Raw genomic sequence first — 26475 nt, 5'->3', positions numbered from 1 at the left:
CTCACATCCGCGTTGGGACAGGCTGATGATCGGACGCGAGCCACTGCTGAGGGCAGACGGCGTCACCAAGGAGTTCTTCGGCGTCACCGCGCTGTCGAACGTCGATTTCGAACTCGCCGCCGGCGAAATCCACGCCCTCGTCGGCGAAAACGGCGCCGGCAAGTCGACCCTCATCAAGATCCTGACCGGCGCCTATCGTCGCGATCGCGGCAGAATCGCGCTCGAAGGCGAGTCCATCGATCCCGCCGACGTCATGGACGCGCAGAAGCTCGGCATCGGCACCGTCTATCAGGAGGTCAACCTCCTGCCCAATCTGACCGTCGCCGAGAACCTGTTTCTCGGCCGCGAGCCGAAGCGCTTCGGCCTGACGAGCCCCCGCGAGGCGAACCGCCGCTCGCGGGAGATCCTTTCGCAATACGGGCTCGACATCGACGTGACCGCGGTGCTCGCGACCTATTCCGTCGCGGTTCGCCAGATCGTCGCCATCGCGCGGGCGGTCGATCTGTCCGGAAAGGTGCTGATCCTCGACGAGCCGACGGCCAGCCTCGACGCGGCCGAGGTGTCGCGGCTGTTTTCGATTCTCGAAGACCTGAAGGCGCGCGGTCTCGGCATCGTCTTCATCACCCACTTCTTCGACCAGGTCTACCGCATCGCCGACCGCGTCACGATCCTCAGAAACGGCCAGAAGGTGGCGACGCGCCCGATCGCCGGCCTGGAGCGGATCGAACTCGTCTCGATGATGCTCGGCCGGGAACTGCAGGAGCAGGAAGCGCACGGCGCCGAACCGGTGGACTATTCCAAAAAGCCGGTCGTCGCCTCCTTCGAGGGCGTCGGCAAGCGGGGGCGGATCGCGCCCTTCGATCTGACGATGCACGCCGGCGAGGTGGTCGGGGTGGCGGGCCTGCTCGGTTCGGGTCGCACCGAGACGGCCGAGCTGATGTTCGGCATCGCCCAGCCGGACGAGGGCCGCATCGCGGTGGACGGACGCCCGGCAAGCTTTTCCTCCCCCCGCGAGGCCATCCACCACGGCTTCGGCTTCTGCCCGGAAGACCGCAAGCTGGACGGGATCGTCGACGACCTGTCGGTCCGCGAGAACGTCATCCTCGCCCTGCAGGCCCGGCGCGGCTGGGCGAAGCCGCTCTCGCGCAAGGAGCAGGAAGAGATCGCCGATCGCTACATCGCCGCCCTCGACATCCGCACGAGCGATCGGGAAAAGCCGATCAAGTTCCTCTCCGGCGGCAACCAGCAGAAGGTCATTCTCGCCCGCTGGCTCGCCACCGACCCGCGGCTCCTGATCCTCGACGAGCCGACGCGCGGCATCGACGTCGGCGCCCATGCCGAGATCATCCGTCTGATCGGGGAACTGCGCGAACGGGGCATGTCGCTGCTGGTCATCTCCTCCGAACTCGAGGAACTCGTGGCCTATGCGACGCGGGTACGGGTGCTCGCCGACCGCCGCCATACCGGCGAACTCGAGGCCGGCGCGATCACTCCCGACACGATCATGCGGGCGATCGCCGCCGGGGAGGATGAGACGCCGGGCGATCGGGGCGGTAAGGGCCGCGCCGCCGAAATCCTCGCGGAGGGCGCCGCGTGACCATGCCCGCCACCATCAAGCGGGTGCTGCCGCAGCTCGCCGCCCTCGTCGTCATCCTGGCGCTCAACACCGCGATCGCCCCCGGTTTCCTCGACATCGCCTATGCCAACGGCCGGCTCTACGGCAGCCTGATCGACATTCTCAACCGCGGCGCGCCGGTGGCGCTGCTCGCCATCGGCATGACCCTCGTCATCGCCACCCGCGGCATCGACCTGTCGGTCGGCGCGGTCATGGCGATCTGCGGCGCGGTCGCCGCGGCGCTGATTACCGGCGACCATTCGCTGGCCGCGACGATCCTCATGACGCTCGGCGTCGGCATTCTGTGCGGCCTGTGGAACGGCGCACTGGTCGCGTTCCTCGGCATTCAGCCGATCATCGCGACGCTGATCCTGATGGTCGCCGGCCGCGGCATCGCCCAGCTGATCACCGAAGGGGTCATCCTCACCTTCAACGACCCGGGGCTGATCTTCGTCGGCTCGGGCTCGGTCTTCGGCATGCCCTTTCCGGTGATCCTGTGGATCGTCATCGGCATCGCCGCCTCGCTCATCTTCCGCACCACCGCTCTGGGGCTGCTGGTCGAGGCGATCGGCATCAACCGCCGGGCCTCCGCGCTCGCCGGCATCGGCACCTCGGCGCTGCTTCTCGCCGTCTACGCCGCCTCCGGCCTCTGCGCCGCGGTTGCCGGCATCGTCGCGGCCGCCGACATCCGCGGCGCCGACGCCAACAATGCCGGCCTGTGGCTGGAACTCGACGCCATCCTCGCCGTCGTCGTCGGCGGAAATTCGCTGATGGGCGGGCGGTTCTCGATCGCCGGATCGCTGATCGGCGCGATGATCATCCAGTCGGTCAATACCGGCATCCTGCTCGCCGGCTTTCCGCCGGAGTTCAACCTCGTCATCAAGGCGGCGATCATCGTCGTCATCCTCGTCGTCCAGTCGCCGGCGAGCCACACGCTCTTTGCCTTCTTCAAGCACCGGCCCGGCAGGGCAGCCGAGACGCCGGCCGGCGCCGCCAAGCCCGAAGAGGGGGGCGCGCGATGACCTCGTCGAGACTGTTTCCGCTGGCGACGACCTTCGTCATCTTCCTCATCGCCTACGGCCTGTGCATCGCCGAATTCCCCAACATGCTGTCGACGCGGGTGGTGGGCAATCTCCTCACCGACAACGCGTTTCTCGGCATCGCCGCGGTCGGCATGACCTTCGTCATCCTGTCCGGCGGCATCGACCTGTCGATCGGCTCGGTGATCGCCTTCACCGGCGTGTTCCTCGCCGTCGCGATGGGCGACTGGGGCGTGCCGCCGGTGCTGGCGCTGGTGATCGTCCTCGCGCTGACCACCGCCTTCGGCGCGCTGATGGGGGCGATGATCCACTATCTCGCCATGCCGCCCTTCATCGTGACGCTGGCGGGCATGTTCTTCGCCAGAGGGATGGCCTTCCTGATCTCGATCGATTCCGTGCCGATCACCGCCGATCTCTACGACACGCTGCAGGGCCTCTATTACCGCATGCCGGGCGGCGGCAGGCTGACCTTCATCGGCGTCGCGATGCTCGCCGTCGTCCTCCTCGGCATCGTCCTCGCCCACTTCACCTCCTTCGGGCGCAACGTCTACGCCATCGGCGGCAACCGGCAGTCGGCGGAGCTGATGGGCGTGCCGATCGCCCGCACCACCATCCTCATCTATGCGCTGTCGAGCTTCCTCGCCGGTCTCGCCGGGATCGCCTTCTCGCTCTATACGTCGGCCGGGTATTCGCTGGCCGCGGTCGGCGTCGAACTCGACGCGATTGCCGCCGTCGTCATCGGCGGGACGCTTCTGACGGGCGGGTCGGGTTATGTCGCCGGGACGCTTCTGGGGATTTTGATCATGGGCCTGATCCAGACCTACATCGTCTTCGACGGGACGCTTTCGAGCTGGTGGACGAAGATCGTCATCGGCCTGCTGCTGTTCAGCTTCATCGCGCTGCAGCGCGGCCTCGTCTGGCTCAGCGCGCGGCGCCGCGGCGCGGCGATGCCGGCATGACCGGGCTGCTCGCCATTCCCGATGCCGGGCGGACCATCCGTTCGAGCCACGGCCATGTGGTGGCGACGCTCGGCCGCGAGATCGTCGGCGGCCGCTTTCCGCCGGGCCAGATCCTGCCGGGCGACAAGGAACTCGGCGAGATCTTCGGCGTCTCGCGCACCGTGTTGCGCGAAGCGATGAAGACGCTTGCCGCAAAACGTCTCATCGAGGCCAAGACCCGGGTCGGCACGCGCGTGCTCGAACGCGAGCAGTGGAACCTTCTCGATCCGGACGTCCTGCGCTGGCGGGTGGAGACCGGCCTCGACGCCCGCTTCATCGAGGATCTGGCGACGATGCGTCTCGCCTTCGAGCCCGAGGCGGCGGCGCTCGCCTGCCGAAGGGCGGGGCCGGCGGACGTCGAACGACTCGGGCGGATCGTCGAGGAACTCGGCGACCCCGGTCACGACCGCACCTCGATCGCCCAGGTGGATCTGAAATTCCACCTCGCCGTCGCCGACATTGCGCAGAACCCCTTCATGCGGGCGACGAGCGGCCTGATCGAGGCGGCGCTCGCCTGCGTGCTGCGGCTGTCCTCGCCCGCCGAGGATGCCGAGATGATCCGCGAATGCGCCGACAATCACCGCCTGATCGTCGACGCCATCGCCTCGGGTGACGAGGACCGCGCCCGCGCGACGATGCGGGCCGTCATCGAACTCGGCGCGACGCGAACGCAGGCGGCGCTGGGGGATGGGGTGAGGTGAGGGGGGAGAGTGGACGTGATTGCCGGATGCTTAGTTGTTTTTTTCCGGCTCACTGCGATGGAATGAAGGCGCGCATACAGTAAAGCCTCGTCATCCTCGGGCTCGTCCCGAGGATCTGTTGCGGTTTGAGTGTCGGGCTCTCCGCGGGCGGAAGGGCATCCGGTAAGGCTTTTGGTGCGGCGACGGCAGTCGATCCTCGGGACAAGCCCGAGGATGACGCGATTTCAACGGGTTCGGCTGATTCTCGTCCGCCGGTTTGAGCGAAAACGGGCGATCCGGCGGAGTTCCTTTATCCCGATAGGCAAATCCCGTCGGGGATGAGCCCTCAAAGGAAGCCGCCTCAGGGTCGCCCACCATACCCCAGCCCCGCGATCACCCCGCGCAGCTCCGCGAGGCCCTTCAGCCGGCCGATCGCCGGATAGCCCGGCTGCGCCTTTCGCGACAGGTCGTCGAGAATGTCCTGGCCGTGGTCCGGCCGGAACGGGATCGAGACGTCCGCTCGTCCCGCCGCCTTACGCTTCGCCTCTTCCTTCAGAGCCGCGGCGACGAGCGCCACCATGTCGGTGTCGCCGGCAAGATGCTCGGCCTCGTAGAAGGAGGCGGGCAGGGCCTCGCCTTCGCGGATGGTGTTGCGCAGGTGGAGGAAATGCACCCGGTCTCCCAGCCGTTCCATCATGCCGGGCAGGTCGTTGTCGGGCCGAACGCCGAGCGAGCCGGAGCACAGGGTGATGCCGTTCGCTGGAACGTCGACCGCGTCCATGATCGTCCGGTAATGGGCTTCCGTCGACATGATGCGCGGCAGGCCGAGGAGCGGGAAGGGCGGATCGTCGGGATGGCAGCAGAGCCGGATGCCGAGTTCCTCGGCCATCGGCGCGACCTCGGACAGGAAGTCGACGAAATGCCGCCGAAGGCCCTCCTCGCCGATGGGCCCGTATTCGGCGAGATGGTCGCGCACGTCGGCGAGGGTGAAATGCTCCGCCGCGCCGGGCAGGCCGAAGACGACGTTCTCGGCGAGCCTGGCCTTGCGGGCCTCGTCCATCGCCGCGAAGCGCTCTTCGGCCTTCGCCGCGACCTCTTCGGAAAAGCTCTCGCGGGCGCCGGAACGCTCCAGGATGAAGATGTCGAAGGCGGCGAAGTCGACGAGGTCGAAGCGCATCGCCGTGCCGCCGTGGGCAACCCGGTAGGCGAGGTCGGTGCGGGTCCAGTCGAGGACGGGCATGAAGTTGTAGCAGACCACCTCGATGCCGGCGGCCTTCAGGTGCTTCAGGCTGGTCTTGTAATTCTCGACATGGGCGCGAAAATCGCCGGTCTGCTTCTTGATGGCCTCGGAGACGGGCAGGCTCTCGACGACTTCCCAGGCGATGCCGGACGGGGTTCCGTCCCGGCGCGTCGCGATTTCGCGCTGGCGCATCTCGATCGCCTCCGGCGTCCAGACGTCGCCGGTGGGGACGTGGTGGAGCGCCGAGACGACGCCCTCGACGCCGGCCTGCAGCATGTCGTCGACGGTCACGAGATCGCCGGGGCCGAACCAACGCCAGGTCTGCCGCATCTTTTCTCCTCATTCGGGTCGGGTTGAAAGCCGAAATTCAGCCGGCTTACATCAGAAGGTTCGGCAGCAGAAGCACGAGCCCGGGCAGCAAGGCGAGGATCACCACGACGAGGAGGATGGCCGCCACGAAGGGCAGCGATTCCTTGACGTAGTCCTCGATCGGGCAGTCGAGGATCGAGCAGACGGCATACATGGCGACGCCGACCGGCGGGGTCATGCCGCCGAGGGTGACGATGGTCATCATCAGGATGCCGAAATGCACCGGATCGACGCCGAGCGGCTGGACGATCGGCAGGACGATCGGGGTCAGCAGCAGGACCAGCACCGTCGCCTCGATGAACAGGCCGCAGAGGAAGACGAAGACGAGGATCAGGAAGACGACGACGATCGGCTCGCTCGACAGGCCGAGAAGCAGTTCGGCGATCGTCTGGGGCGCGCGCTCGAAGACGATGGCATAGCCGACCATGCCGGAGAACAGGATGATGAGCGTGATGACGCCGACGTCGACGACGGTCTCGCCCAGGGCCTCCTGGAAGCCCTCCCAGGTCAGCTCGCGATGGAGAAGGACGCCGACGACGACGGCATAGACGACGGCGAAGGCGCCGACCTCGGACGCGGTGAAGACGCCGCTGCGGATCGAGACGAGCAGGGCGACCGGAAAGAGCAGCGCCCAGATCGCGTCCCTCAGCGTCGCGAGGACGGTGCGCCAGCTCGGCAGTTCCTTCGTCTTGGCGCCGTAGCCTCTCTTGCGGGCGACGATCCAGACGGTCGTCATCAGCGCGACCATCATCATCAGGCCGGGGATGACGCCGGCGAGAAACAGGCGGCCGATCGAGACGTTGCCGACGAAGCCGTAGAGGATGAGGCCGAGGCTCGGCGGGATCGTCGCGGTGATCAGCGAGCCGACGGCGATGGTGGCGGCGGTGAAGCCCTTGGCGTAGCCCGAGCGGATCATTTCCGGCCCGAGGATGCGCGCTTCCATCGCCGCGTCCGCGACGGCGGAACCGGAGACCCCGCCCATGAAGGTCGAGAGCAGGATGCAGACCTGGGCGAGGCCGCCGGCCATCCATGAGACGAGGGCGTTCGAGCAGCCGATCAGCCGGCGGGTGATGCCGGTCTTGTTCATCATGTGGCCGGCGAGCAGGAAGAGCGGCACGGCGAGCAGCGGAAAGCTCTGCGAGGCCGTGGCGACCTGCTGGATGCCGATCGAGACCGGGATGAACTGGCTGGTCAGGAAGAACGAGAAGCCCGCGATGCCGATCGCGAAGGCGATCGGCATGCCGAGGAGCATCAGCGCGAAGAACAGGATGGTCGGCAGAAGCATCGGTCGTCGCTCACAGTTCGCCGGCGGTGCGAACGCCCGGGGCGGGATCGCCATCCGGCGTTTCGCCGCGCGGCTCGGGCGAGTAGACGAGGCCGCCGGAGCGGAGCGCCCGGACGAGCTGGGCGAGAAGGATGAGGGCGAGGGCGAGGCAGCCTGCGGGCACGGCGGCGGTCACCCAGGCGTAGGAGATGCCGCTGTCGCCGAAGATGCGCGCCGTGTTGAGCAGCGTCAGCTTGATGCCGAACCAGCCCATGGTGGCGAGGAAGGCGAGAACGAGGGCGGCGAGCAGGATCTCGATCGTGCGGCGGGCGGCGACGGGCAGCTTGGCGACGAAATAGTCGACGCCGATATGGGCCTTGCGGCGCATCGCCTTCAGCGCCCCGAAGAAGCACAGCCAGACGAAGGCGGCCTGGGCCATGTCCACCGACCAGATGATCGGATGCCCGACGAAGCGCGACGCCGCGCCGGTGAAGACGAGGACGACGACGGCGGCGAGAAGGATGCGGCCGACGGCATCTTCCAGGCGGGGGACGATTGCGGACATGGAAATGGACATTCGCCGGTTCGGTGAAGGCGGTCCGGCGCCGTCGAAGACGCCGCCGGACCGGACGCTGCTGTGCGGCTCAGTTGCCGGCGAGAACCGCGTCGACCTGCTTCTTCAGATCGCCATAGCCGAGCGTCTCGTAGACGCCGGCCGTCGCTTCCTTGAAGGGCGCGACGTCGATCTCGTCGATCGACATGCCGGCCTTCTCCATCTCCGCGTCGACCCTGGAGATGGCGTCCTCCGTGCCCTTCGAAGCCACGTCGCCGGCGGCGAGCGCCTCTTCGGAGACGATGGTCTTCAGGTCGTCGGGCAGCGAATCGAACCACTGGCCGGACGTCACGAGGCCGGTGAGCAGGCCGATATGGCCGGTCTTGGTCAGATGCTTGGCGACTTCGAACAGCTTGGCGCCGTAGACTGCGGTATCCTGCGCCTCGGCAGCGTCGATGGCGTTCTGCTGCAGTGCCGGATAGACCTCGGTCCAGCCGAGCGGGGTCGGCGTCGCGCCCATTGCCTTGATCGTCTCGATCCAGACCGGCGCGCCGGGGGTTCGCATGCGCACGCCGGCGAGATCGGCGGGTTTCGACACGGGATTCTGGGTGACGAGATGGCGGGCGCCCTGCCACCAGTTGAAGGAGAGAACCTTGAGGCCCGCCGTCGAGTTCAGCTCCTCGGCCCAGCCCTCGAAGAGATCGGAGGTGGTAATCTTGCGATACTGATCGAAGCCGTCGGCGAGATAGGGCCCGCCGAGGACGCCGATGTCCTTGACGAAGACCGCCAGCCGACCCGGATCGACGAGCACGGCGACGTTGGCCCCGGCGCGGGCCTGTTCGAGCACGTCTTCGTCCTTGCCGAGCTGCGAACTCGGGAAGATGCGGATCTCGACCTTGCCGTCCGTGCGTTCCTTGACCTTGTCGCGGAACGTCTCAAGACCCTTGTAGATCGGGTCCTCCTGGGTCAGCGCGGTGTTGACGTTGAGCTGGTAGTCCTGGGCGCGGGCGCTCTGCCCGGCGCCGACGATGAGGCAGCCGGCGAGGGCCGCGGCGGCGAAAGCCGTTCGAAACATGGTGAGAACCTCCCGATTCGAGGCAGCGGCGGACTTCTCCCATCCGGTCGCTTGCCTGATCTGGCTAGTATGGTAGTGTGATGCATGCATTTGCAAGTGGAATTTTCGCCATGCTGAAGATCGACGAGAGGGCGGCCGTCGCGCCGCAGATCTACGGCGCGCTCCGCCAGGCGATCATCACCATGGCCCTGAAGCCGGGCCAGGCGCTATCGGAAAAGGAAATCGCGGCGAGCTTCGGCTCCAGCCGGCAGCCGGCGCGCGAGGCGTTCATCAAGCTCGCCGAGGCCGGCCTCGTGCGCGTCCTGCCGCAGCGCGGCACCTTCGTCGTCAAGGTCTCGCCGCGCCAGGTGGCCGATGCGCGCTTCGTGCGCGAGGCGGTCGAGGTGGCGGTGGCAAGGCACTGCTGCCTGTCCGCCAGCCCGGAGGCGCTCGAAGCGCTGGATCAGGTGATCGGGGGCCAGGAGGAGGCAGCGGCGATAAACGACCACGCCGGCTTTCTCGCCCTCGACGAGAAGTTCCACAAGGGTCTGGCCGAGGCGATCGGCTGCAGCGAGGCCTGGCGGGTGATCGAGATGGGCAAGGCGCAGATGGACCGGGTGCGCTACCTCTCGCTTCCCGAGGCCTCGCCGATGTCGCTGCTGATCGACCAGCATCGCGACATTCTTCGCGCCATCCGGGCGGGGGATGCGGATGCGGCGGCGGCGGCCGTCCGGGTGCATCTGCGCGAGATCCTGCTCGCCCTGCCGCGGCTCGCCAGGGCCTTTCCCGAACTGTTCGAGGACGAAGAGCTGCCGGGCCATGCAGCCGACCTGCAGCCCGGACTGAGGGTCGGGGCGGCGGAAACGCCCTGAAATCCGACGACGGCGGCGGCCCATGGGCCGCCCGGTCAGTCGGCCGGCCGGACCCGTCGTTTCGGCGCCGAGGCGATCGCTTCGTGGCCGCGTATCCGGATCATGCGCCGAGTGCGGCCTCGCAGGGCTCGCCGAGGGTGATCGATCCGGCGGCGCGGCGGCGCAGGGGCCTTGCGACCGGATCGCGATCGCTTCCGCCGAAGACGCGCACGGTTCCCCGGCCCACGGCTTTGGCCGCGTAGAGTGCGGCGTCGGCCCGGCCGTAGAGCGTATCGCCCGACCCGCCGGTGGAAAAGGCGATCCCGACGGAGGCACCGAGCGGGATGCTCCGGCCGGCGACGCGGTGCGATCGCCGCATCAGCCGTACCACCATCGCGCCCAGACGCAGCACCGTCTCCTTCGGCGTCTGCGGATCGAAGACGGCGGCAAACTCGTCGCCGCCGATGCGTGCGACGCATTTGCTCCAGGGGGCGAGCAGGGAGAGCCGGCGCCCGACGTCCTTCAGGCAATCGTCTCCGACCAGATGTCCGTGGTCGTCGTTGATTTCCTTGAACCGGTCGAGATCGATCAGCATCACCGCGCCGACGGGCGACGGCGCGCTCCCGTCCGCGGCTTCGCCGGCGATCAGCGCCTGGAAGCGGCTGCGATTGGCGAGGCCGGTGAGCGAATCGATTTCCGCCATGGTGCGCAGACGCAGCGTCGCGGTCTTCTCGGCCGTGATGTCCTGCTTCATGCCGAAGATGCGGACGGGTTCTTTGTCGACGCATTCGACCGTGGCGGTGATGCGGATCCAGCGTTTGGTGCCGCGTGCCGTGACGATCTCGGCATCGAGGGAGAAGCCGGTCCGTTCGGCGATCGCCTTCGCGCGGATTTCACTCAGTTCGCGGCGCGTCGCTTCCGGATAGAGCTCCAGGATCTTTTCCCGTTCCAGCGGGAAATCCCGATCGAGTTCGAAGATGTCGTAGACGACGTCGCTCCAGCGCAGGCTCGAATCGTGCAGCCGGCACTCCCACACCCCGATCTGCGCAGCAGCGGAGGCCTGTTCGAAGGTCCTTCGGCTGTGGGCGACTTCCGCCTCGAGTTGCCGGATCACGGCATCCTGCTCGGCAATCCTGGCTTCCAGCCGGGCGATTTGCGGGTCGGCATGCGCAGCCGCCGGCGGGCCGGCTCCGGCCGCCTCTGCGTCCCTTATCTGCTGGTCGGTGTGGTTGGGCACGGCAAGCTTTCGTTTTGGACGAAACGAGCGGCAGAACTTTAGGAAGCGCGGGTTGCCGGAGCGTAAACGTCGCCCGACAACCGCGCTGAGCGTCCGACCGCCGTCATCGGGTGGCTCCGTCGCCGTCGCGGCCAAGGGCTGGTTCGAGGGGGCTTGGGGCCGGAGGAAGCAGCCGGAGCCGTGCCGCATCGGCATTCACACCGGGGCTTCGGCGCATCGCCAGATGTTTTCGAAGAATTCTAAAACTGTTGCAAATCTGCCGCATCCCAATTGCGGCTCAAAAACGGCGGACAGGATTTGTTGACTCCCTTGGTCATGATAAATAGCAGTGACCCCGAATAGCCGTTCGGGTGGGCCCCATCTCATTGGAATGCCTGTAAAAACGGCCACTGCTTTCATCCATGGCCCAGCCGTCCCCGCCATCGCGGATGGCGATCGGCCGTCGCCGTCAATGGGCCGTCACCATGCGTTTCATCGCCCCGACCCTTCGCCTTGCCCTGTCCCGGTCGTCCGCCCTCGCGGCCCTTGCCGTAGGCGCGATGGCGGCACCGGCCGCCGCCCAGGAGGAAGGGGAGACGATCTCGCTCGAGACCGTGGTCATCACCGGCTCGCGGGCGCCGCAGCGCATCTCTGAAATCGCCAACACGATCACCGTCGTCGACGAGGCGACGATCCAGGACGAGGCGCGGGCCGGCCTTTCGCTGAAGGACATTCTGGGCCAGGAAGTGCCGGCCTTCGACCCCGGCAGCCGTGGCACCCGCACCAATTACGGCCAGAATCTCCGCGGCCGCAGCGCTCTGGTGCTCATCGACGGCGTCTCGCTGAATTCGGCCCGGGCGATCAGCCGCCAGCTGGATTCGATCGACCCGTTCAACATCGCCCGCATCGAGGTGCTTTCCGGCGCGACGTCGCTCTATGGCGGCAATGCCTCGGGCGGCATCATCAACATCATCACCAAGAAGGGCAGGGACGCCGGGCCCGGCCTGCACGGCGAGGTCCGGGCGGGCATCGGCTCCGGCTTCAATTCCAGCGAGGACCGCGACCTCAACGGCGCGGCGGCCGTGACCTACAACGACGAGACCTGGGACATGCGCCTGTCGATCGCCGGGGCCGATACCAAGGCCTTCTTCGACGGCGATGGCGACATGATCGTCCCCGACATCACCCAGACCTCGACCCAGTTCAACACCGTCGTCGACGTCTTCGGCAATGTCGGCCTGCAGATCGACGCCAACCAGCGGCTGGAACTGACGGCGCAATATTACGATAGCCAGCAGGACAGCCCCTACGGCCTCTATTTCGGCACCAACTATTCCGGCCTCACCGGCAATCCGGGCGACATCGAGATCCGCGACGGCTACGCTTCCGACGTCGATCCGGCGACCGAGCGCAAGATGGTGACGGCGAATTATTCCAACGAGGATCTGTTCGGCCAGCAGCTCATCCTGCAGGGTTTCTGGCGCTCCGAAACCCTCGACTTCAACCCGTTTCCGGATTCGAGCGCCCGCTTCTTCTCCGCATCCAGTCAGGAGACCGATTTCTACGGCTACAAGGCGGCGCTCGTCACCCAGCCGCTCGACGGGCTGAAGCTGACCTTCGGCACCGACGGCGACGTCGACGACTTCTTCGCCGGCCAGACGATCTTCGATCCGGTCCTCTCGGCCTCCACCGGCGCGATGGAACTCGAAGAGTTCGCCTCGATCGGCCGCTATCCCGGCATCGAGGTCTCGACGCTGTCGGGCTTCGCCCAGGCGAGCTGGGAGGCGACGGACTGGCTGACGATCTCCGGCGGCTATCGCCATCAATACGCCAAGACGAAGGTCGACGACTTCGTCGCCACCACCCAGCAGGCCGCGATCGCGCTCGGTCTCGCCACCGGCGCCGACAGCATTCCGGGCGGATCGGTCGACTATTCCGCCGATCTCTTCAACATCGGCGCGACCGTCGACGTCGGCGGCGGCAGCCAAGTCTACGGCAATTTCAGCCAAGGCTTCGAGTTGCCGGACCCGGCGAAGTATTACGGCCAGGGCAGATATGCCCTTTCCGGCGGCCGCTACGTCCTCCTGTCGTCGGTGAACGTCGACGAATCCGCCCTCGGCGCGATTAAGACCGACTCCTACGAACTCGGCTACCGCTACGGCGACGAGACGATCGACGCCCAGATCGCCGGCTATTATTCGCTCTCCGACAAGACAGTCGAATACGACAGGACTTCGCTGCTGATCTCGCTCGCCGATCGGGATCGCCGGGTCTACGGCGTCGAAGGCAAGCTCGACGTCGAGCTGCCCCACGGCTTCGATGCCGGCGTCCTCGGCCACTATGTCCGTTCCGAAGTGAAGGACGGCGGCGACTGGGTCGCTTCGGCGGTGACCGACGCCAGCACCTCGACGCTCGGCGGTCACGTCGGCTGGTCGAACGAGATCTTCAAGGTCGCCCTCAACGGCCAGCACGTCTTCGACTACGAGGACGACGACGGCCTCGAACTGGAAGGCTATACGCTGTTCGACCTCGTCGGCTCCTACGAATACGAGCCGGCGGACCTCACCGTGAACTTCGGCGTCCTCAACCTCTTCGACAAGGACTACACGACGATCTGGGGCCAGCGGGCCAAGATCTTCTACGGCGCCTACGCCAGCGAGGAGGTCTTCGACTACAAGGGCCGCGGCCGCACCTTCACCGTCTCGATGACGAAGGAGTTCTGACCGGAAATGGCCATTGCTCCCATCGGTGGCGGCGCGGCGCTCGCGGGGCCTCCAGCCGCGGGCGCCGCGCTGTTCGCGTTGAAGGCGGTCGGCTACGCCGTCGGCGGCACGCGAATTCTCTCGCCCCTCGATCTGGAGATTCCGGCCGGGCGCTTCGTCGCCCTTCTCGGCCACAACGGGTCGGGCAAGTCGACGCTCCTGTCGCTCCTGGCCCGCCAGCTCGCGCCGAGCGAAGGAGAACTGGTCTTTGCCGGCGCGCCGGCTGCGAGCTACGGGACGCGGGATTTCGCCCGCCGTGTCGGCTGGCTGCCGCAGCATCCGCCCGAGGCGGCGAACATGACGGTCGCCGAGGTCGCCCGGCTCGGCCGCTATCCCTGGCGAGGCGCCTTCGCCCGGCATCGCGACGACGATCGCCGCGCCGTCGCCGATGCCTTCGAACAGGTCGGCCTCGCCCACATGGCCGAACGGGCGATGGCCAGCCTGTCCGGCGGCGAGCGCCAGCGCGCCTGGCTCGCCATGCTGCTTGCCCAGGAGCCGTCCTGCCTTTTGCTCGACGAGCCGACCGCCGCCCTCGACCTGAGGCACCAGATCGAGGTGCTGCGACTGCTCCGGGCCCTGAAGGAGCGGCGCCGGCTGACCATCGTCATGGCGATCCACGACGTCGGCATGGCGATCCGCTTCGCCGACCATCTGATCGCGCTGAAACATGGCCGGGCGGCCTTCGCCGGCCCGCCCGAGGATCTCCTCGAGCCTGGCATCCTCTCCGACATCTTCGACCTTCCGATCGCGACGGTCCGCCCGCAGGAAAGCGGGCCGACCGTCGTCTATCCGCTTTAGCCACGGCTGGACCCGACCATCATGCTCTTTCTGCCTTCGATCCGCCGCACCGTCCTCGCCCTCTTCGTCGCGGCCCTCGCCGCCGCGCCCGTTGCCGCCGGCGCTCAGGAACCAGCGACCGGCACGGCATCTTCGCAAAGGATCGTCGTCATGGAGTGGGCCGCGCTCGAAACGCTGCTCGCCCTCGGCCGTCCGCCGGTCGGCGCCGCCGATGCTGAGGGCTACCGCGAATGGGTGGGCGAACCTGCCCTTCCCGAGACCGTCGCCGGCGTCGGCTCGCGGCAGGAACCCAATCTGGAGGAGATCGCCCGGCTGAAGCCCGATCTCGTCCTCTCCCACGCGCATCTGAGGCCGTTGAAGGAGAAGCTCGCGGCGCTCGCCCCGGTGGAAGAGATCACGTTCAACGGCACCGGCGGCGACGCCTATGCGACCGTCGTCGAATGCACCCGCAGGATAGGCGATCTGCTCGGCGAAACCGGCAAGGCCGAGGCGTTGATCGCCTCCGCCGACGAGACCTTCGGGCAAGAGGCGAAGGCGCTGCAGTCGGCCGGGCTTGCGGGGCGCCACGTCTATTTCGTCCGGATCATCGGGCCGAACGCCCTTCGCGTCCATGGCAAGGGCTCGATCGCCGACACCGTGCTCTCCCGGCTCGGCCTGACCAACGCCTATCCCGGCGACGTCAACGAATGGGGCTTCGCCCTGACCGAGCCGAGCGTGCTCGCCGAGGACCCGGATGCCGCCATCGTCGTCGCCGGGCCGGTGACCGACGAAGCGATGGCCTCGGTCTTCGCCACGCCGCTCGGCAAGGCCCTGCCGGCGGTCCGGGCGGGCAGGGTGCACGCCTTGCCGATCACCTGGACCTTCGGCGGCATCGATTCGGCGAAAACCATGGCACATGCGATCGCCGCGGCACTGACGGGGACGGACCGCTGACGACCTCCGTCTCCTCCGCGCCTGCGGCAAGGCTCACCGGCGTCGCCCTGGCGCTGGCGTTGCTGGGCGCGGCGACGCTGGCGGCCGGCTGGGACCCGCGACTGACGTTTCACGTCGTGCGGCTCGGCCTGTTCGACCCGCCGGGGGACGTCTTCGCGGCGGTGATGTTCCACTATGCGACGCTGCCGCGGCTCGTCGTCTCGCTGCTCGCCGGTGCTTCGCTCGGGCTCGCCGGCGCGGCGATGCAGACGGTGCTGCGGAACCCGCTGGCGTCGCCGACGACGCTCGGCGTTGCGACCGGCGCGCAGTTCGCGCTGGCGCTCGCCGCGCTCGCAGGGCCCTCGGCGGCGTTCCTGCCGCGCGAGGCCTGGAGCTTTCTCGGCGCCCTCGGTGCGGCCGGCCTCGTCCATCTGATCGGCAAGCGGCACGATTTCGAGCCGGCGAAACTCGCCCTTGCCGGCATGGCGATCAGCCTGTTTCTCTCGGCGGCCTCCGCCGCGCTCGTCCTGTTCAACGAGCAGCAGCTCGCCTTTCTGTTCCTCTGGGGTTCAGGCCACCTCGCCCAGTCGGACTGGACGGGCGCCGTCGTCCTCAGTCTCGCCTTCGTCGTCGCAGCCGCTGTCCTCGTGGCTTCGGCCCGGGTGATCGGATTGCTCGCCGTCGGCGACGGCCTCGCCGAGAGCCTCGGGCTCAGGACCGAGACCGCGCGCGTGGCGGTCCTTCTCGTCGCCGTCGCGCTGACCGCCGCGGTCGTCGCGCGGGTCGGCATCGTCGGCTTCGTCGGCCTTGCGATCCCGGCGGTCGTGCGGCTCTGCCGGCCGCGCTCGGTCGCCGTGACGCTGCTCGCTTCGGCCGGCCTCGGCGCGCTCGCTCTGTTCGCCGCCGACGCACTCGCCCAGCTTCTGTCCGGGGCGAGCGGCAGGCTCGTCCCCGCCGGCGCGGTGACGGCGCTGTTCGGCGCGCCGGTCCTGTTCCTGCTTTTGGCACGCACGCGTCTTCAGACCCGCCCGAAGCCGTCGGCGCTTCGCTCCGCCGGGACCTTCGAAGATGCCGGTCCCGGCCTGTTCCTGAAGCTCGGCCTCCTCCTCGGTCTCGTCGCCGCGGCCGCCCTGACGATCGGGCGGACCGGCGCCGGCTGGGAGCTGCTCGATCCGGCCGGAGACGGGACGCTGCTTCTCGCCCGGCTGCCGCGGGTGCTCGGTGCGGGCCTCGCCGGCGCTGCGATCGCGCTCTCCGGCCTGCTCGTCCAGAAGATCGTCGGCAACGACCTTGCGAGCCCCGAGCTTCTGGGCATCAGCAACGGCGCGGCCGCCGCCATCGTGCTGGTCGCCCTGATCTTCGGCGTCGTCTCGCGGACGCTGCTGCTCCTTTCCGGTTTTCTCGGTGCGATCGGCGCCACCCTGATCGTCCTGTGGTTCGCCCGTCGGCACCGGGACCAGATCGCCGCCGTGCTCCTCGCCGGCATCGCGCTCGGCGTGTTTCTCGATTCCATCGTCCGGATCGCGCTGGCCAACGCCTCGATGCAGGCGGCGACGCTGCTGACCTGGCTGTCCGGCTCGACGGTGCTCGTCTCGCTGCCGGAAACGCTCTGGCTCGCCGTCTTCCTCGCTGCCTCCCTCGGCCTCGTCCTGGCCTGCCGCCGGCCGATCGGGCTGCTCGATCTCGGCGCCGAACTGCCGCAGGCCCTCGGCCTGAAAGTCCGCGCGGTCCAGGCGGCGACGCTGTTTCTCGCCGCGCTCCTTGCCAGTGCGGCGACGATGATCATCGGACCGCTCAGCTTCGTCGGGCTCATCGCGCCGCATCTGGCGCGGCTGTTCGGGACCCGGCTGCTCGCCGCGCATGTCGCCGCGACGGCACTCTTCGGCGCCGTCGTCATGGTCGCGTCCGACTTCGTCGGCCGTGTCGCGATGAGCCCGTGGCAGCTGCCGGGGGGCCTCGTCGCCGGGCTTTTCGGCAGCCTCGGCTTCATCCTTCTCACCGGGCGCCGCCGCAGCGGAGCGGGCGCCGCATGAGCCGATCTCGTGACTTGAAACCGGACCCGGCACCTTTGAAGACGCTTGCGTCGGGCCGCGCCGATGTTCGAAGGAAGAGCAGATGACGTTTTCCGCCCATGCCACAGGCCTCGCGACGCGGCCCTTCGCCGACACCCTGATCGCCGATCTGGCCGACGAAATCGCCGGGCACGGCTATCCCGTCACCCGGCAGGAGAATGCCCTTGCGGTCGCCTTGCCGGTCGGGTGGATCGAAGCCAAGATCGCCGGCGAAGGCTTCGCCGTCACGATCGCGGCCCGCGACGTCGGCAAGATCCACGAGATGCGCGAGGCGCTCCTGCATCTCCTCGACCATGTCGCTCCGCAGCTCTCCGACCGCATGTCGTGGCAAGGTGATCTGCCGACCAGCGGCATCTTCCCGCCGAACTTCCGCCTGGCGCGTTTCATCTCCAGAGAGCGGATCTCGCCGAATTTCCTGCGGCTGACGCTCGGTTGCGAAGCCGCGTCAAGCCTTCTGGAGGGCGGCATGCATTTCCGGCTCGCGATCCCGCCCGAGGGCCGTACGCCCGTCTGGCCGCGCCTCGACGCGAGCGGCCGAAGCATCTGGCCGAAGGGCGAGGATGCGCTGCACCGGCCTGCCTACACCTTCGTCGAGGTCGACCCGGAGAAGGGCCGCTTCTCCTTCGATCTCTATCTTCACGAAGGCGGGCTCGCGACGACATGGGCGGCGTCCGTCCGGCCGGGCGAGGAGGTCGGCGTCGCCGGACCGGGCGGCGGCGAGCTGCCGCCGGGCGCGTTTATGGTGATCGCCGGGGACGAGACGGCGCTGCCGGCGATCCGCCGCATCGTCGAGACGTCGCGGCCCGACCGGCGCGGGCATGCCTTCATCGAACTCGGCGATCCGGCCGACAGGGTCGAGATGGCCGCGCCGGCCGGCATGACGGTGACGTGGCTGATCCGCGGCGAGGGGCCGGGCCTGTGGGACGCGATCCTCTCGGTTCCGTTTCCCCCGGCGGGAGAGAGCCGCTTCGTCTGGATCGCCGCCGAGCGGGACCTCGCGCGCGAGGCGCGCAAGCATTTCCGCGACGGGCTCGGCGTCTCTCTCGAGGAAACCTACATCTCGGCCTACTGGACCCGGTGAGCGGGGCCGGCGAACCCGCCAGCCTCACTGCATGAATTGCAGGAGGACGTGCGAGATCTCCGGGAACGCGGCGATTATCGCCAGGCCGACGAGGCTGGTGAGAAGGAAGGGCAGGGCGCCGAGCGCGATCTTCTCCAGCGACAGACGGGTGATGTTCGCCGCGACGAAGAGGTTGATCCCGACCGGCGGCGTGAACAGGCCGATGGCGAGATTGACCATCAGGGCGACGCCGAACCAGACCGGGTCCCAGCCGAGTTCGCGCACCACCGGCAGGAAGATCGGCAGGGCGATGAACATGATCGTGATCGCGTCCATGAACATGCCGGCGATCAGCACCACCACCATGATGACGGCGAGGATGACCCACTGGTTGTCGCTCATCGCCAGGAGGGCGCCGGAATATTTGCCGACGAGATCGTCGACCGTCACCACCCAGCCGAACAGGCTGGCGAAGGTGACGACCAGCATGACGACGGCCGAGGAGGCGCTCGCCTCGACCAGCGCCAAATAGAGCGTCTTCACCGTCAGGCTGCGATAGATGACGAGCCCGACGAACAGGGCGTATACGGTCGCGACGATCGCCGCTTCGGTGGGCGTGAAGACGCCGGCATAGATGCCGCCGAGGATCACCACGGGGGTGAGCAGGCCCCAGAAGGCGTCGACGAAGGCGCGGCCGAGCCGGGCGGGGTAGGAAAACCCCGCATAGGGCTTTGGCGCGAGCGCGGCGAGGCCGCCGCCGGAAGCCGCCGTCGCGGCGGCATGCCGCGCCTTGCCGGCAAAGGGCAGCGTCGCGATCATCAAAAGACCCATGACGAGGCCGGGAATGATCGCAGCGATGAAGAGCTGGGCGATCGAGGTTTCGGCGATGACGCCGTAGATGACGAGACCGATCGACGGCGGAATGACGATGGACAAGGCCGCCCCGGTGCAGACGAGGGCGGCGGCGAAGGGCTTCGGATAGCCGTCCTCTTCCATGCCGCGGATGATCAGCGGGCCGATCGCCGCCACCGAGGCCGGGCCGGAGCCGGACACGGCGCCCCAGAAGAGGCACACCACGGTGCCCACGACGCCCATGCCGCCGGGCAAATCGCCGACCAGCACCCGGAAGAAGCGGATCATCCGTTCGGCGATGCCGACCGTGCCCATCAGCGCCCCGGCGAGGATGAAGAACGGGATGGCGAGCAGCGAGAACTTGGCGATGCCGCTCGACAGGAGGTCGCCGACGAGATCGAGGCCGAAACCGATCTGCCACATGGCGTAGAGCGAGGAGAGGCCGAGGGCAAAGGCGACCGGCACGCGCAGGGCCAGCAGCACGAAGAACAGGACGACCATCGCCGTGCCGGGATCGAGATCGAGCATGGTCAGATCTCTCCCTTGCCGTCACCGCGTCCGTATTCGCCGGCGGCGCCCGCCGCCCGCCATTCGGCGATCCCGGCCTGGACCAGGCGGATGGCGATCAGCGCGAAGCCGACCGGCAGGCCGAGCGACACGTACCATTCGGGGATCTGCATGCCCGAGGAGGTGACGCCGCTCTGGAACTGGTTCTGGACGAGATCGAACGTGTACCAGGCCGACAAGGCGAGGAGCAGGATCGACAGCGCCGCCGAAAAGGCCACCGCCACCCGCCGGCCGCCCGGGGGCAGAAGGTCGGTGACGAGCGTCACCGCGAGATGCTCGCCGCGCCGCGCCGCGATCGCCGCGCCGAAGACGGTGAGAAGCAGGAAGCCGTCGAGCAGCAGCTCCTGCGTCGCGGCGAAGGAATAGCTCGTCAGATAGCGCACCACGACATTGACGAATCCGAGCGCCGTCATGGCGAGGAAGATGACGGCGCAGACGATCTTTTCCGCCTCGTCGAGGAGGTGACGCATGATGCTTCTCGGGTTGATGGAATGTCGCCCTGCCGGCCGCCGATGGGCGTCGGCGCGGGCCATCGGGCCGCGATGGCCGAAGGGACGGCGGCCGGACCGCCGCCCCGCCCGGCGTCAGTTCGCGGGCTTCTCGCCGGCCGAAATCGTCTCCTGGAAGAGCGAGACGAGATCCGGACCGACCTTTTCGGCCCAGGTGTCGAAGGCGGGCTTGGTCGCCTGGCGGAACGCGTCGATCTCCTCGGCGCTCGGCTCGTAGACTTCCATGCCCTTTTCCTTGAGGAATTCGAGGCCCTTGGCGGTGTCCTCGCGGGTGATCTGCTTCTGGTAGGTCATCGCCTGCTCGGCCGCGTCGCGCACCATCGCCTGCTTCTCGGCGTCCCAGGAATCCCACAGCTTCTGGCTGACGCCGATGAAGATCGGGTCGTAGGAATAGTGCCAGGGGGTGATGTACTTCTGCACTTCGTAAACGCGCTGCGGGATGATCACCGCGCCGATCGGGTTTTCCTGGCCGTCGACGACGCCCTGCTGCAGGGCCGAGAAGGTCTCCGTCCACTGCATCTGCTGCGGATTGGCGCCGAGAGCGTTCATCACGTCGATGTACATCGGCCCGGCGACGCGCATCTTCAGGCCCTTCAGATCGGCCGGCGCCTTGATCGGATGGACGTTGTTGGTGACCTCGCGAAAGCCGTTCTCGCCCCAGGCGAGGACGACGATCCCCTTCTTCGCCAGGATCTCGGTCATGCGCTCGCCCGGCTTGCCGGAGGTGGTCGCATCGACGTCGTCGTAGTCCGTGTAGAGATAGGGCAGCGAGAACACCGCCATCTCGGGCACCAGCGGGGTGACGTTGATCGCCGAGGTGACGACGAAGTCGAGAGCGCCGCGGCCGACCATCTCGGCCTGCTTCATCTGATCGCCGCCGGTCAGCTGGGCGTTCGGGAAGATGCGAACCTCCATCTCGTCGTTCGAGCCCGCTTTCAGCAACTCGTTGAACTTCTCGGCGCCCTTCTGCCAGGTCGTGGTGTCGTTGGTGTTGTGGGACAGGCGGAACGTCTCGGCGTTCGCCGGCGTCAATGCGGTGGCCGCGACGGCGGCGACGAAGGCCGCTGCGGTGGCGAGATGCTTCAGTTTCATGGTGCTTCCTCCCAGATTGATCCCCGGCGTGAACGAGGCCCCGCCGGCCCGGATGCGGATTGCGGGTCCGGCTAGCTCCCTCCCGAGGTCCACATTGTGGATGGCCTCACCCGCCAAGGAGGCGCAAGGTGCCATCACGGCTCGGTGCTTGCAAGTTCATTTCGGTTCCGCGACAATGATCTCGACGAATGGATGTCCACAATCTGGACGGTGAAGGCTTGGATACGCTGGAAAAGGCCACGGCGGAAAACGGTGGAGCGCAGAGCGTCGACCGGGCGCTGACGTTGCTCTCGCTGATCGGCCGCCACTGCGAGAAGGGCGCGACGCTGGCCGCCATCGTCGAGGAGAGCGGCCTGAACCGTCCGACGGCGCGCCGGCTCGTGCTCGCCTTGATCCGCTCGCGCCTCGTCGAGCAGGATCCGGTCACCCGGCGCTATTTCCTCGGCGAGGAGGCCTATGTCCTCGGCGTTCTGGCGTCCCACCGCTTCGGCTTTCTCGACTGCGCGCTGGAAAGCCTCGCAACCCTGTCGAGGATCAGCGGCGACACGAGCTTCGCCTGCGTCCGCCGCGGCGACTTTTCGGTCTGCCTGCACCGCGAGGAAGGCGCCTTTCCAATCCGCACCCATGCGCTTCTGCCCGGGCAGCGGCATCCGCTGGGTGTCGGCGCCGGGGCCATGGCGATGCTGGCGGCGCTTTCCGACGCCGAGATCGAGCGCATCCTCGCAGCCAATGCCGCAGCGCTCGCCGAGCGCTATCCCGCCTATACGCCGGAGGCGATTTCGGCGGACGTCGCCTTCGCCCGGGACCGCGGCTATGCCCTCAATCCGGGGCGGGTCCTGACGAATTCCTGGGCGATCGGCATGGCCGTCCGTTATCCCGACGGCCACGTCGCCGGCGCCCTGTCCATCGCCGCGATCGACGGGCGGATGGGCGAGCCGCGCCAGGATGAACTCTTTCGGCATCTTTCGGCCGAGGCCGCCAAGGTCGAGACGCGGCTGCGACGGCGCTTTACCGCGCCTGCGGCGAGCGGCCGGCCGGTGGCCGGGATCACCCCCGCCGAGGCGCCCCGCCAAACCGTTTTTCTGGGAGGTATCGGATCATGAGCAAGGCACGCATCGTCGGCTGGTCGCACGGCCGTTTCGGCAAGGTCGAGGCCCCCTCGACCCAGGCCCTGATGGGCGAGGTCGTCGGCCCCGCCATCGCCCATGCCGGCATCGAGACGAGCGACGTCGACGGCATCTTCGTCGGCGTCATGAACAACGGCTTTTCCAAGCAGGACTTCCAGGGCGCTCTCGTCGGCATGGCCCATGACGGGCTCGGCCAGGTGCCGGCGGTCCGCATGGAAAACGCCTGCGCCACCGGCTCGGCCGCTCTCTACACGGCGATGGACTTCATCGAATCCGGCCGCGGCCGGATCGCCCTCGTCGTCGGCGCCGAGAAGATGACCGCGATCCCGACCGTCGAGGTCGGCGACATCCTCCTCGGCGCCAGCTACCGCGAGGAAGAGGCGGAGGTCGAGGGCGGCTTTGCCGGCATCTTCGGCCGCATCGCCCAGACCTATTTCCAGAAGTTCGGCGACCGCTCGGAGGAACTCGCGATGATCGCCGCGAAGAACCATTCCAACGGCATGGCGAACCCCTTCGCCCACATGCGCAAGGATTTCGGCTTCGACTTCTGCAACACCGTCTCCGACAAGAACCCCTATGTCGCGGGGCCGCTGAGGCGCACCGACTGTTCGCTGGTCTCCGACGGGGCGGCGGCGATCGTCCTCGCCGACGAGGAGACCGCCGAGACGCTGGAGCGGGCGATCGCCTTCCGGGCGCGCCAGCACGCCAACGACGTCCTCGCCATCTCGCGGCGCGACCCGACCGAATTCGCCGGCGCCCGCACGGCCTGGGCGAAGGCGCTGGAAGAGGCGGGGCTGACCCTCGACGATCTCGACTTCGTCGAGACCCACGACTGCTTCACCATCGCCGAGATGATCGAATACGAGGCGATGGGGCTGGCAAAGCGGGGCGAAGGCTACAAGGTCGTGCGCGAGGGACTGACGCGCAAGGACGGCAAGCTGCCGGTGAACCCGTCCGGGGGCCTCAAGTCCAAGGGCCATCCGATCGGCGCGACCGGCGTCTCCATGCATGTCATGGCCGCGATGCAGCTCATGGACGAGGCCGGCGACATGCAGATCGAGGGCGCCAGGATCGCCGGCGTGTTCAACATGGGCGGCGCCGCCGTCGCCAACTACGTGTCGATCCTCGAGCGGGTGAAGTAATGGCCGAGGCTCCAGGGGCCGGCGCGCCGAAGGGAGGCGTCGCGCCGCAATCGACCCGCGTCTCCAACCTCGCCCATCTCGTCACCCGGGCGGCGCGCCGGCTGGGCGATCGGCCGGCCCTCGTATGGGGCGAGCGCCGCTGGAGCTGGCGGGACTTCGACGCCCGCGTCGGCGCCATGGCGGCTGCCCTGAGGGATCGATTCGGCGTGACGAAGGGCGACCGGATCCTCGTCCAGTCGCAGAACTGCAACCAGATGTTCGAGGCGATGTTCGCCTGCTTCCGGCTGGGGGCGGTCTATGTGCCGACCAATTTCCGCCAGACGCCGGAGGAAGTCGCCTATCTCCTTGCCGCCAGCGGGGCGAGCGGCCTGATCTGCAATGCCAGCTTTCCGGCTCATGCCGAGACCTGCCAGCGTTCGGAGCGCGCGCCGGATTTCACCATCGCCATCGGCGAGGCAGCGTTCGGCGAGGATTACGACGCGCTGGTCGAGGCCCATCTCGGGCAAGACGTCGCCAATGTCGACGTCGACCGGGACGATCCCTGCTGGTTCTTCTTCACCTCCGGTACCACGGGGCGGCCCAAGGCGGCGGTGCTGACCCATGGCCAGATGGCCTTCGTCGCCGTCAATCATCTCAACGACCTGATGCCGGGCACCGGGTCGGACGATGTCTCGCTGGTCGTCGCGCCGCTGTCCCACGGGGCGGGCGTCCACCAGCTCACCCAGGTGGCGGCGGGGGCGACGACCGTGCTACTGCCGTCGGAGCGCTTCGACGTTGCAGAGGCCTGGGGGCTCGTCGAGCGCTACAAGGTCTCCAACATGTTCACCGTGCCGACCATCGTGAAGCGGCTGGTCGAGCATCCGGCGGTGGACGATTTCGATCACTCCTCCCTGCGTTACGTCATCTATGCCGGCGCGCCGATGTACCGGGCGGACCAGAAGCGGGCGCTGGAAAAGCTCGGCCCCGTCATCGTCCAGTATTTCGGCCTCGGCGAGGTGACCGGCAACATCACCGTCCTGCCGCCGGCCGAGCACAGCCTCGACGACGAAACGGCAAGGGTCGGCACATGCGGCTACGAGCGCACGGGCATCGAGATTTCGATCCAGGACGAGGCCGGCAACGAGCTGCCGCTCGGCCAGTCGGGCGAGATCTGCGTTGCCGGGCCGGCGGTCTTTGCCGGCTATTACGACAACCCGGAGGCGAATCTAAAGGCCTTCCGCAATGGCTGGTTCTGCACCGGCGATCTCGGACACCGGGACGCGGCGGGCTATCTCTACATCACCGGCCGAGCCTCCGACATGTACATTTCCGGCGGCTCGAACGTCTATCCGCGGGAGATCGAGGAGAAGATCCTCGCCCATCCGAAGATCTCGGAAGCCGCGATCGTCGGCGTGCCGGATCCCGACTGGGGCGAGGTCGGCATCGCCGTCCTCGTCGCGGTCTCGGGCGAGACGGTCACGGAGGCCGAGGTCGGCGCATTCCTCGCCGACAAGATCTCCCGCTACAAGATGCCGAAGCGCTTCGTCTTTTTCGACGAGATGCCGAAATCGGCCTATGGCAAGATCACCAAGAAGCTGGTGCGCCAGGCGCTGGAAGAGCGCGGCGTCCTGACCGCGGGGGCGGCCGCCTGAGATGGCCGGGGCGATGCGAACGATCCGCCATCCGGGCCCGGCCGCGGCGACCCGTCATGCGAAGGCCTGGGGCGAGGCGGTGGCGCTCGACTTCGTCGTCGAGCCTGGCGAAGCCATGGAGGCGGGTCTCGGCCGCGGCGTCGCGGAGGCCGGTTGCGATGCCGCCTATGTGAGCCTTGCCGGCGCGAAGCTCATGCCGTTCCGCTATGTCATGCCGGCGGGTTCTCCGAGGCCGAGCCATGCGGCGTGGTATTCCGAGACCTTCGCACCGCAGGGCGTGGTGACCGTGGAAGAGGCCGGCGCCATCGTCGGTCGGCGCGACGGCGCGCCCTTCGTCCATTGCCACGGAGCTTGGCGGCCGGCGGGCGGAGCGCTCGCCATGGGGCACATGCTGCCGCCCGACAGCTTCGCCGCCGAGCCGGTTCGGGTGACGGGAATCGGCCTGCGTGGGGCGGCATTCGAGTCGCGCGAGGACCCGGAGACGAATTTCCGCCTGTTCGCCGCCGAGCCGCTCAAACGCAAGCCGAACAACGCCGCTCGCCCGGCCTCGGACGCTCCCCAAGGCCTTGCTCTGACGCTCAGGCCGAACCAGGACGTCTGCCTCGCGATCGAGGCCGTCTGCCGGGACGAGGGCATCACCCGGGCCCGCATCCACGGTATCGGCAGCCTCAACGAGGCGCGGTTCGAGGAAGGACCGCCGATGAATTCATACGCATCCGAACTGCTGATCCGCGACGGGCGACTGGATGACGGACGCGTGCGGCTCGACGTCGCCGTCGTCGCCATGGACGGCACGATATTCGAGGGCGTGCTGGTGCGCGGCGACAATCCGGTCTGCGTGACGTTCGAGCTGGTGGTGGTGCCGGAGGGATAAGGGCGTCGTTGCCGCAAGACCGGTTGGCGGCGTGCCGTGGCACCCCCCTTTGGCTTGCCAGCCATCTTTCCCTCAAGGGGGGAGATTGGCAGCTTCGCCCTTGGCAAACCGCAGTCAAGGCTGCTGGCCGTTGGCGTGAGGATTGGATGCGCGGACATGCCGTGTCCGACAAACGCGTTCGATCTCCCCCCTTGCGG

At 67.9% G+C, this 26475-nt stretch carries 22 protein-coding genes; 14 read left to right on the top strand and 8 right to left on the bottom strand.

Annotated elements, in window-relative coordinates; genetic code table 11:
• The first annotated feature begins 25 nt into the window (after positions 1-25).
• The 4 genes from LZD57_RS14020 to LZD57_RS14005 are packed head-to-tail and all read left to right on the top strand — an operon-like array spanning position 26 to position 4354.
• Complete coding sequence (locus LZD57_RS14020) at positions 26-1597, top strand: sugar ABC transporter ATP-binding protein (RefSeq protein ID WP_420844811.1); 1572 nt, start codon at positions 26-28, stop codon at positions 1595-1597.
• Positions 1598-1599: 2 nt separating this feature from the next.
• Complete coding sequence (locus LZD57_RS14015) at positions 1600-2637, top strand: ABC transporter permease (protein ID WP_233720178.1); 1038 nt, start codon at positions 1600-1602, stop codon at positions 2635-2637.
• Positions 2634-3614 (top strand): galactofuranose ABC transporter, permease protein YjfF, encoded by a 981-nt coding sequence (gene yjfF, locus LZD57_RS14010; protein WP_233720104.1) that lies wholly within the window; start codon positions 2634-2636, stop codon positions 3612-3614. Before LZD57_RS14015 ends, yjfF begins: the two co-directional genes overlap by 4 nt.
• A complete protein-coding gene (locus LZD57_RS14005) occupies positions 3611-4354 on the top strand; it encodes a FadR/GntR family transcriptional regulator (RefSeq protein ID WP_233720103.1) in 744 nt (247 codons plus the stop codon). Before yjfF ends, LZD57_RS14005 begins: the two co-directional genes overlap by 4 nt.
• A gap of 340 nt (positions 4355-4694) precedes the next feature.
• On the opposite strand, the gene uxuA is transcribed toward LZD57_RS14005, so the two are convergent.
• The 4 genes from uxuA to LZD57_RS13985 all read right to left on the bottom strand — a co-directional run bounded on the left by uxuA (position 4695) and on the right by LZD57_RS13985 (position 8834).
• Positions 4695-5903: a mannonate dehydratase gene (gene uxuA / locus LZD57_RS14000; protein WP_233720102.1), complete on the bottom strand. Its 1209-nt coding sequence runs from the start codon at positions 5901-5903 to the stop codon at positions 4695-4697.
• A gap of 46 nt (positions 5904-5949) precedes the next feature.
• Positions 5950-7227, bottom strand: coding sequence for a TRAP transporter large permease (locus LZD57_RS13995; protein ID WP_233720101.1), 1278 nt, complete (start codon positions 7225-7227; stop codon positions 5950-5952).
• A gap of 10 nt (positions 7228-7237) precedes the next feature.
• Positions 7238-7783, bottom strand: coding sequence for a TRAP transporter small permease (locus LZD57_RS13990; protein ID WP_233720100.1), 546 nt, complete (start codon positions 7781-7783; stop codon positions 7238-7240).
• Positions 7784-7850: 67 nt separating this feature from the next.
• Complete coding sequence (locus LZD57_RS13985) at positions 7851-8834, bottom strand: C4-dicarboxylate TRAP transporter substrate-binding protein (RefSeq protein ID WP_233720099.1); 984 nt, start codon at positions 8832-8834, stop codon at positions 7851-7853.
• A 110-nt stretch (positions 8835-8944) separates the two neighbouring features.
• Between LZD57_RS13985 and LZD57_RS13980 the strand changes: the two genes are divergently transcribed.
• Positions 8945-9685, top strand: coding sequence for a GntR family transcriptional regulator (locus LZD57_RS13980; protein ID WP_233720098.1), 741 nt, complete (start codon positions 8945-8947; stop codon positions 9683-9685).
• A 100-nt stretch (positions 9686-9785) separates the two neighbouring features.
• Here the strand turns inward: LZD57_RS13980 and LZD57_RS13975 are convergent, their stop codons facing one another.
• Positions 9786-10901: a diguanylate cyclase domain-containing protein gene (locus tag LZD57_RS13975; RefSeq protein ID WP_233720097.1), complete on the bottom strand. Its 1116-nt coding sequence runs from the start codon at positions 10899-10901 to the stop codon at positions 9786-9788.
• Positions 10902-11365: 464 nt separating this feature from the next.
• On the opposite strand from LZD57_RS13975, the gene rhtA reads away from it, so the two are divergent.
• The 5 genes from rhtA to LZD57_RS13950 all read left to right on the top strand — a co-directional run bounded on the left by rhtA (position 11366) and on the right by LZD57_RS13950 (position 18505).
• Complete coding sequence (rhtA, locus tag LZD57_RS13970; RefSeq protein WP_233720096.1) at positions 11366-13603, top strand: TonB-dependent siderophore receptor RhtA; 2238 nt, start codon at positions 11366-11368, stop codon at positions 13601-13603.
• A gap of 6 nt (positions 13604-13609) precedes the next feature.
• A complete protein-coding gene (locus LZD57_RS13965; protein ID WP_233720095.1) occupies positions 13610-14440 on the top strand; it encodes an ABC transporter ATP-binding protein in 831 nt (276 codons plus the stop codon).
• Positions 14441-14461: 21 nt separating this feature from the next.
• Positions 14462-15373, top strand: a complete 912-nt coding sequence (locus tag LZD57_RS13960) for an iron-siderophore ABC transporter substrate-binding protein (protein ID WP_233720094.1) — start codon at positions 14462-14464, stop codon at positions 15371-15373.
• Entirely contained in the window at positions 15295-17385 is a 2091-nt protein-coding gene (gene fhuB, locus LZD57_RS13955; protein ID WP_255699957.1) for a Fe(3+)-hydroxamate ABC transporter permease FhuB, read from the top strand. Before LZD57_RS13960 ends, fhuB begins: the two co-directional genes overlap by 79 nt.
• Before the next feature lie 82 nt (positions 17386-17467).
• On the top strand, positions 17468-18505 hold the full coding sequence (locus tag LZD57_RS13950) for a siderophore-interacting protein (protein WP_233720092.1): 1038 nt from the start codon (positions 17468-17470) through the stop codon (positions 18503-18505).
• A 24-nt stretch (positions 18506-18529) separates the two neighbouring features.
• Here LZD57_RS13950 and LZD57_RS13945 read toward each other — a convergent pair whose 3' ends face one another.
• The 3 genes from LZD57_RS13945 to LZD57_RS13935 all read right to left on the bottom strand — a co-directional run bounded on the left by LZD57_RS13945 (position 18530) and on the right by LZD57_RS13935 (position 21504).
• Positions 18530-19864 carry a TRAP transporter large permease gene (locus tag LZD57_RS13945; protein WP_233720091.1) on the bottom strand — a complete coding sequence of 445 codons (1335 nt, stop codon included), beginning with the start codon at positions 19862-19864 and terminating at the stop codon, positions 18530-18532.
• 2 nt (positions 19865-19866) lie between these two features.
• Entirely contained in the window at positions 19867-20373 is a 507-nt protein-coding gene (locus LZD57_RS13940; RefSeq protein WP_233720090.1) for a TRAP transporter small permease, read from the bottom strand.
• A 114-nt stretch (positions 20374-20487) separates the two neighbouring features.
• Complete coding sequence (locus tag LZD57_RS13935) at positions 20488-21504, bottom strand: DctP family TRAP transporter solute-binding subunit (RefSeq protein ID WP_233720089.1); 1017 nt, start codon at positions 21502-21504, stop codon at positions 20488-20490.
• 188 nt (positions 21505-21692) lie between these two features.
• Between LZD57_RS13935 and LZD57_RS13930 the strand changes: the two genes are divergently transcribed.
• Genes LZD57_RS13930 through LZD57_RS13915 form a run of 4 tightly spaced genes read left to right on the top strand, consistent with a single transcriptional unit; the run spans position 21693 to position 26278 of the window.
• Positions 21693-22607 carry an IclR family transcriptional regulator gene (locus tag LZD57_RS13930; protein ID WP_233720088.1) on the top strand — a complete coding sequence of 305 codons (915 nt, stop codon included), beginning with the start codon at positions 21693-21695 and terminating at the stop codon, positions 22605-22607.
• Positions 22604-23773 (top strand): acetyl-CoA acetyltransferase, encoded by a 1170-nt coding sequence (locus LZD57_RS13925; protein ID WP_233720087.1) that lies wholly within the window; start codon positions 22604-22606, stop codon positions 23771-23773. The genes LZD57_RS13930 and LZD57_RS13925 overlap by 4 nt, the downstream gene beginning before the upstream one ends.
• Positions 23773-25404 carry an acyl-CoA synthetase gene (locus LZD57_RS13920; RefSeq protein ID WP_233720086.1) on the top strand — a complete coding sequence of 544 codons (1632 nt, stop codon included), beginning with the start codon at positions 23773-23775 and terminating at the stop codon, positions 25402-25404. Before LZD57_RS13925 ends, LZD57_RS13920 begins: the two co-directional genes overlap by 1 nt.
• A gap of 13 nt (positions 25405-25417) precedes the next feature.
• Complete coding sequence (locus tag LZD57_RS13915; protein ID WP_233720085.1) at positions 25418-26278, top strand: PCC domain-containing protein; 861 nt, start codon at positions 25418-25420, stop codon at positions 26276-26278.
• The last annotated feature ends 197 nt before the right edge of the window (positions 26279-26475 follow it).

This window comes from Jiella avicenniae, from assembly GCF_021390325.1.
Classification (GTDB): Bacteria; Pseudomonadota; Alphaproteobacteria; order Rhizobiales; family Rhizobiaceae; genus Jiella; species Jiella avicenniae.
This window is presented reverse-complemented; position numbering and strand designations above follow the sequence as displayed.

Excerpts from the sequence above, each read along its gene's own strand:
- LZD57_RS14020 (WP_420844811.1), top strand. The coding sequence starts at position 26 with ATGATCGGACGCGAGCCACTGCTGAGGGCAGACGGCGTCACCAAGGAG.
- LZD57_RS14015 (WP_233720178.1), top strand. The coding sequence starts at position 1,600 with ATGCCCGCCACCATCAAGCGGGTGCTGCCGCAGCTCGCCGCCCTCGTC.
- yjfF (WP_233720104.1), top strand. The coding sequence starts at position 2,634 with ATGACCTCGTCGAGACTGTTTCCGCTGGCGACGACCTTCGTCATCTTC.
- LZD57_RS14005 (WP_233720103.1), top strand. The coding sequence starts at position 3,611 with ATGACCGGGCTGCTCGCCATTCCCGATGCCGGGCGGACCATCCGTTCG.
- uxuA (WP_233720102.1), bottom strand. The coding sequence starts at position 5,903 with ATGCGGCAGACCTGGCGTTGGTTCGGCCCCGGCGATCTCGTGACCGTC.
- LZD57_RS13995 (WP_233720101.1), bottom strand. The coding sequence starts at position 7,227 with ATGCTTCTGCCGACCATCCTGTTCTTCGCGCTGATGCTCCTCGGCATG.
- LZD57_RS13990 (WP_233720100.1), bottom strand. The coding sequence starts at position 7,783 with ATGTCCATTTCCATGTCCGCAATCGTCCCCCGCCTGGAAGATGCCGTC.
- LZD57_RS13985 (WP_233720099.1), bottom strand. The coding sequence starts at position 8,834 with ATGTTTCGAACGGCTTTCGCCGCCGCGGCCCTCGCCGGCTGCCTCATC.
- LZD57_RS13980 (WP_233720098.1), top strand. The coding sequence starts at position 8,945 with ATGCTGAAGATCGACGAGAGGGCGGCCGTCGCGCCGCAGATCTACGGC.
- rhtA (WP_233720096.1), top strand. The coding sequence starts at position 11,366 with ATGCGTTTCATCGCCCCGACCCTTCGCCTTGCCCTGTCCCGGTCGTCC.
- LZD57_RS13965 (WP_233720095.1), top strand. The coding sequence starts at position 13,610 with ATGGCCATTGCTCCCATCGGTGGCGGCGCGGCGCTCGCGGGGCCTCCA.
- LZD57_RS13960 (WP_233720094.1), top strand. The coding sequence starts at position 14,462 with ATGCTCTTTCTGCCTTCGATCCGCCGCACCGTCCTCGCCCTCTTCGTC.
- LZD57_RS13950 (WP_233720092.1), top strand. The coding sequence starts at position 17,468 with ATGACGTTTTCCGCCCATGCCACAGGCCTCGCGACGCGGCCCTTCGCC.
- LZD57_RS13945 (WP_233720091.1), bottom strand. The coding sequence starts at position 19,864 with ATGCTCGATCTCGATCCCGGCACGGCGATGGTCGTCCTGTTCTTCGTG.
- LZD57_RS13940 (WP_233720090.1), bottom strand. The coding sequence starts at position 20,373 with ATGCGTCACCTCCTCGACGAGGCGGAAAAGATCGTCTGCGCCGTCATC.
- LZD57_RS13935 (WP_233720089.1), bottom strand. The coding sequence starts at position 21,504 with ATGAAACTGAAGCATCTCGCCACCGCAGCGGCCTTCGTCGCCGCCGTC.
- LZD57_RS13930 (WP_233720088.1), top strand. The coding sequence starts at position 21,693 with ATGGATGTCCACAATCTGGACGGTGAAGGCTTGGATACGCTGGAAAAG.
- LZD57_RS13925 (WP_233720087.1), top strand. The coding sequence starts at position 22,604 with ATGAGCAAGGCACGCATCGTCGGCTGGTCGCACGGCCGTTTCGGCAAG.
- LZD57_RS13920 (WP_233720086.1), top strand. The coding sequence starts at position 23,773 with ATGGCCGAGGCTCCAGGGGCCGGCGCGCCGAAGGGAGGCGTCGCGCCG.
- LZD57_RS13915 (WP_233720085.1), top strand. The coding sequence starts at position 25,418 with ATGCGAACGATCCGCCATCCGGGCCCGGCCGCGGCGACCCGTCATGCG.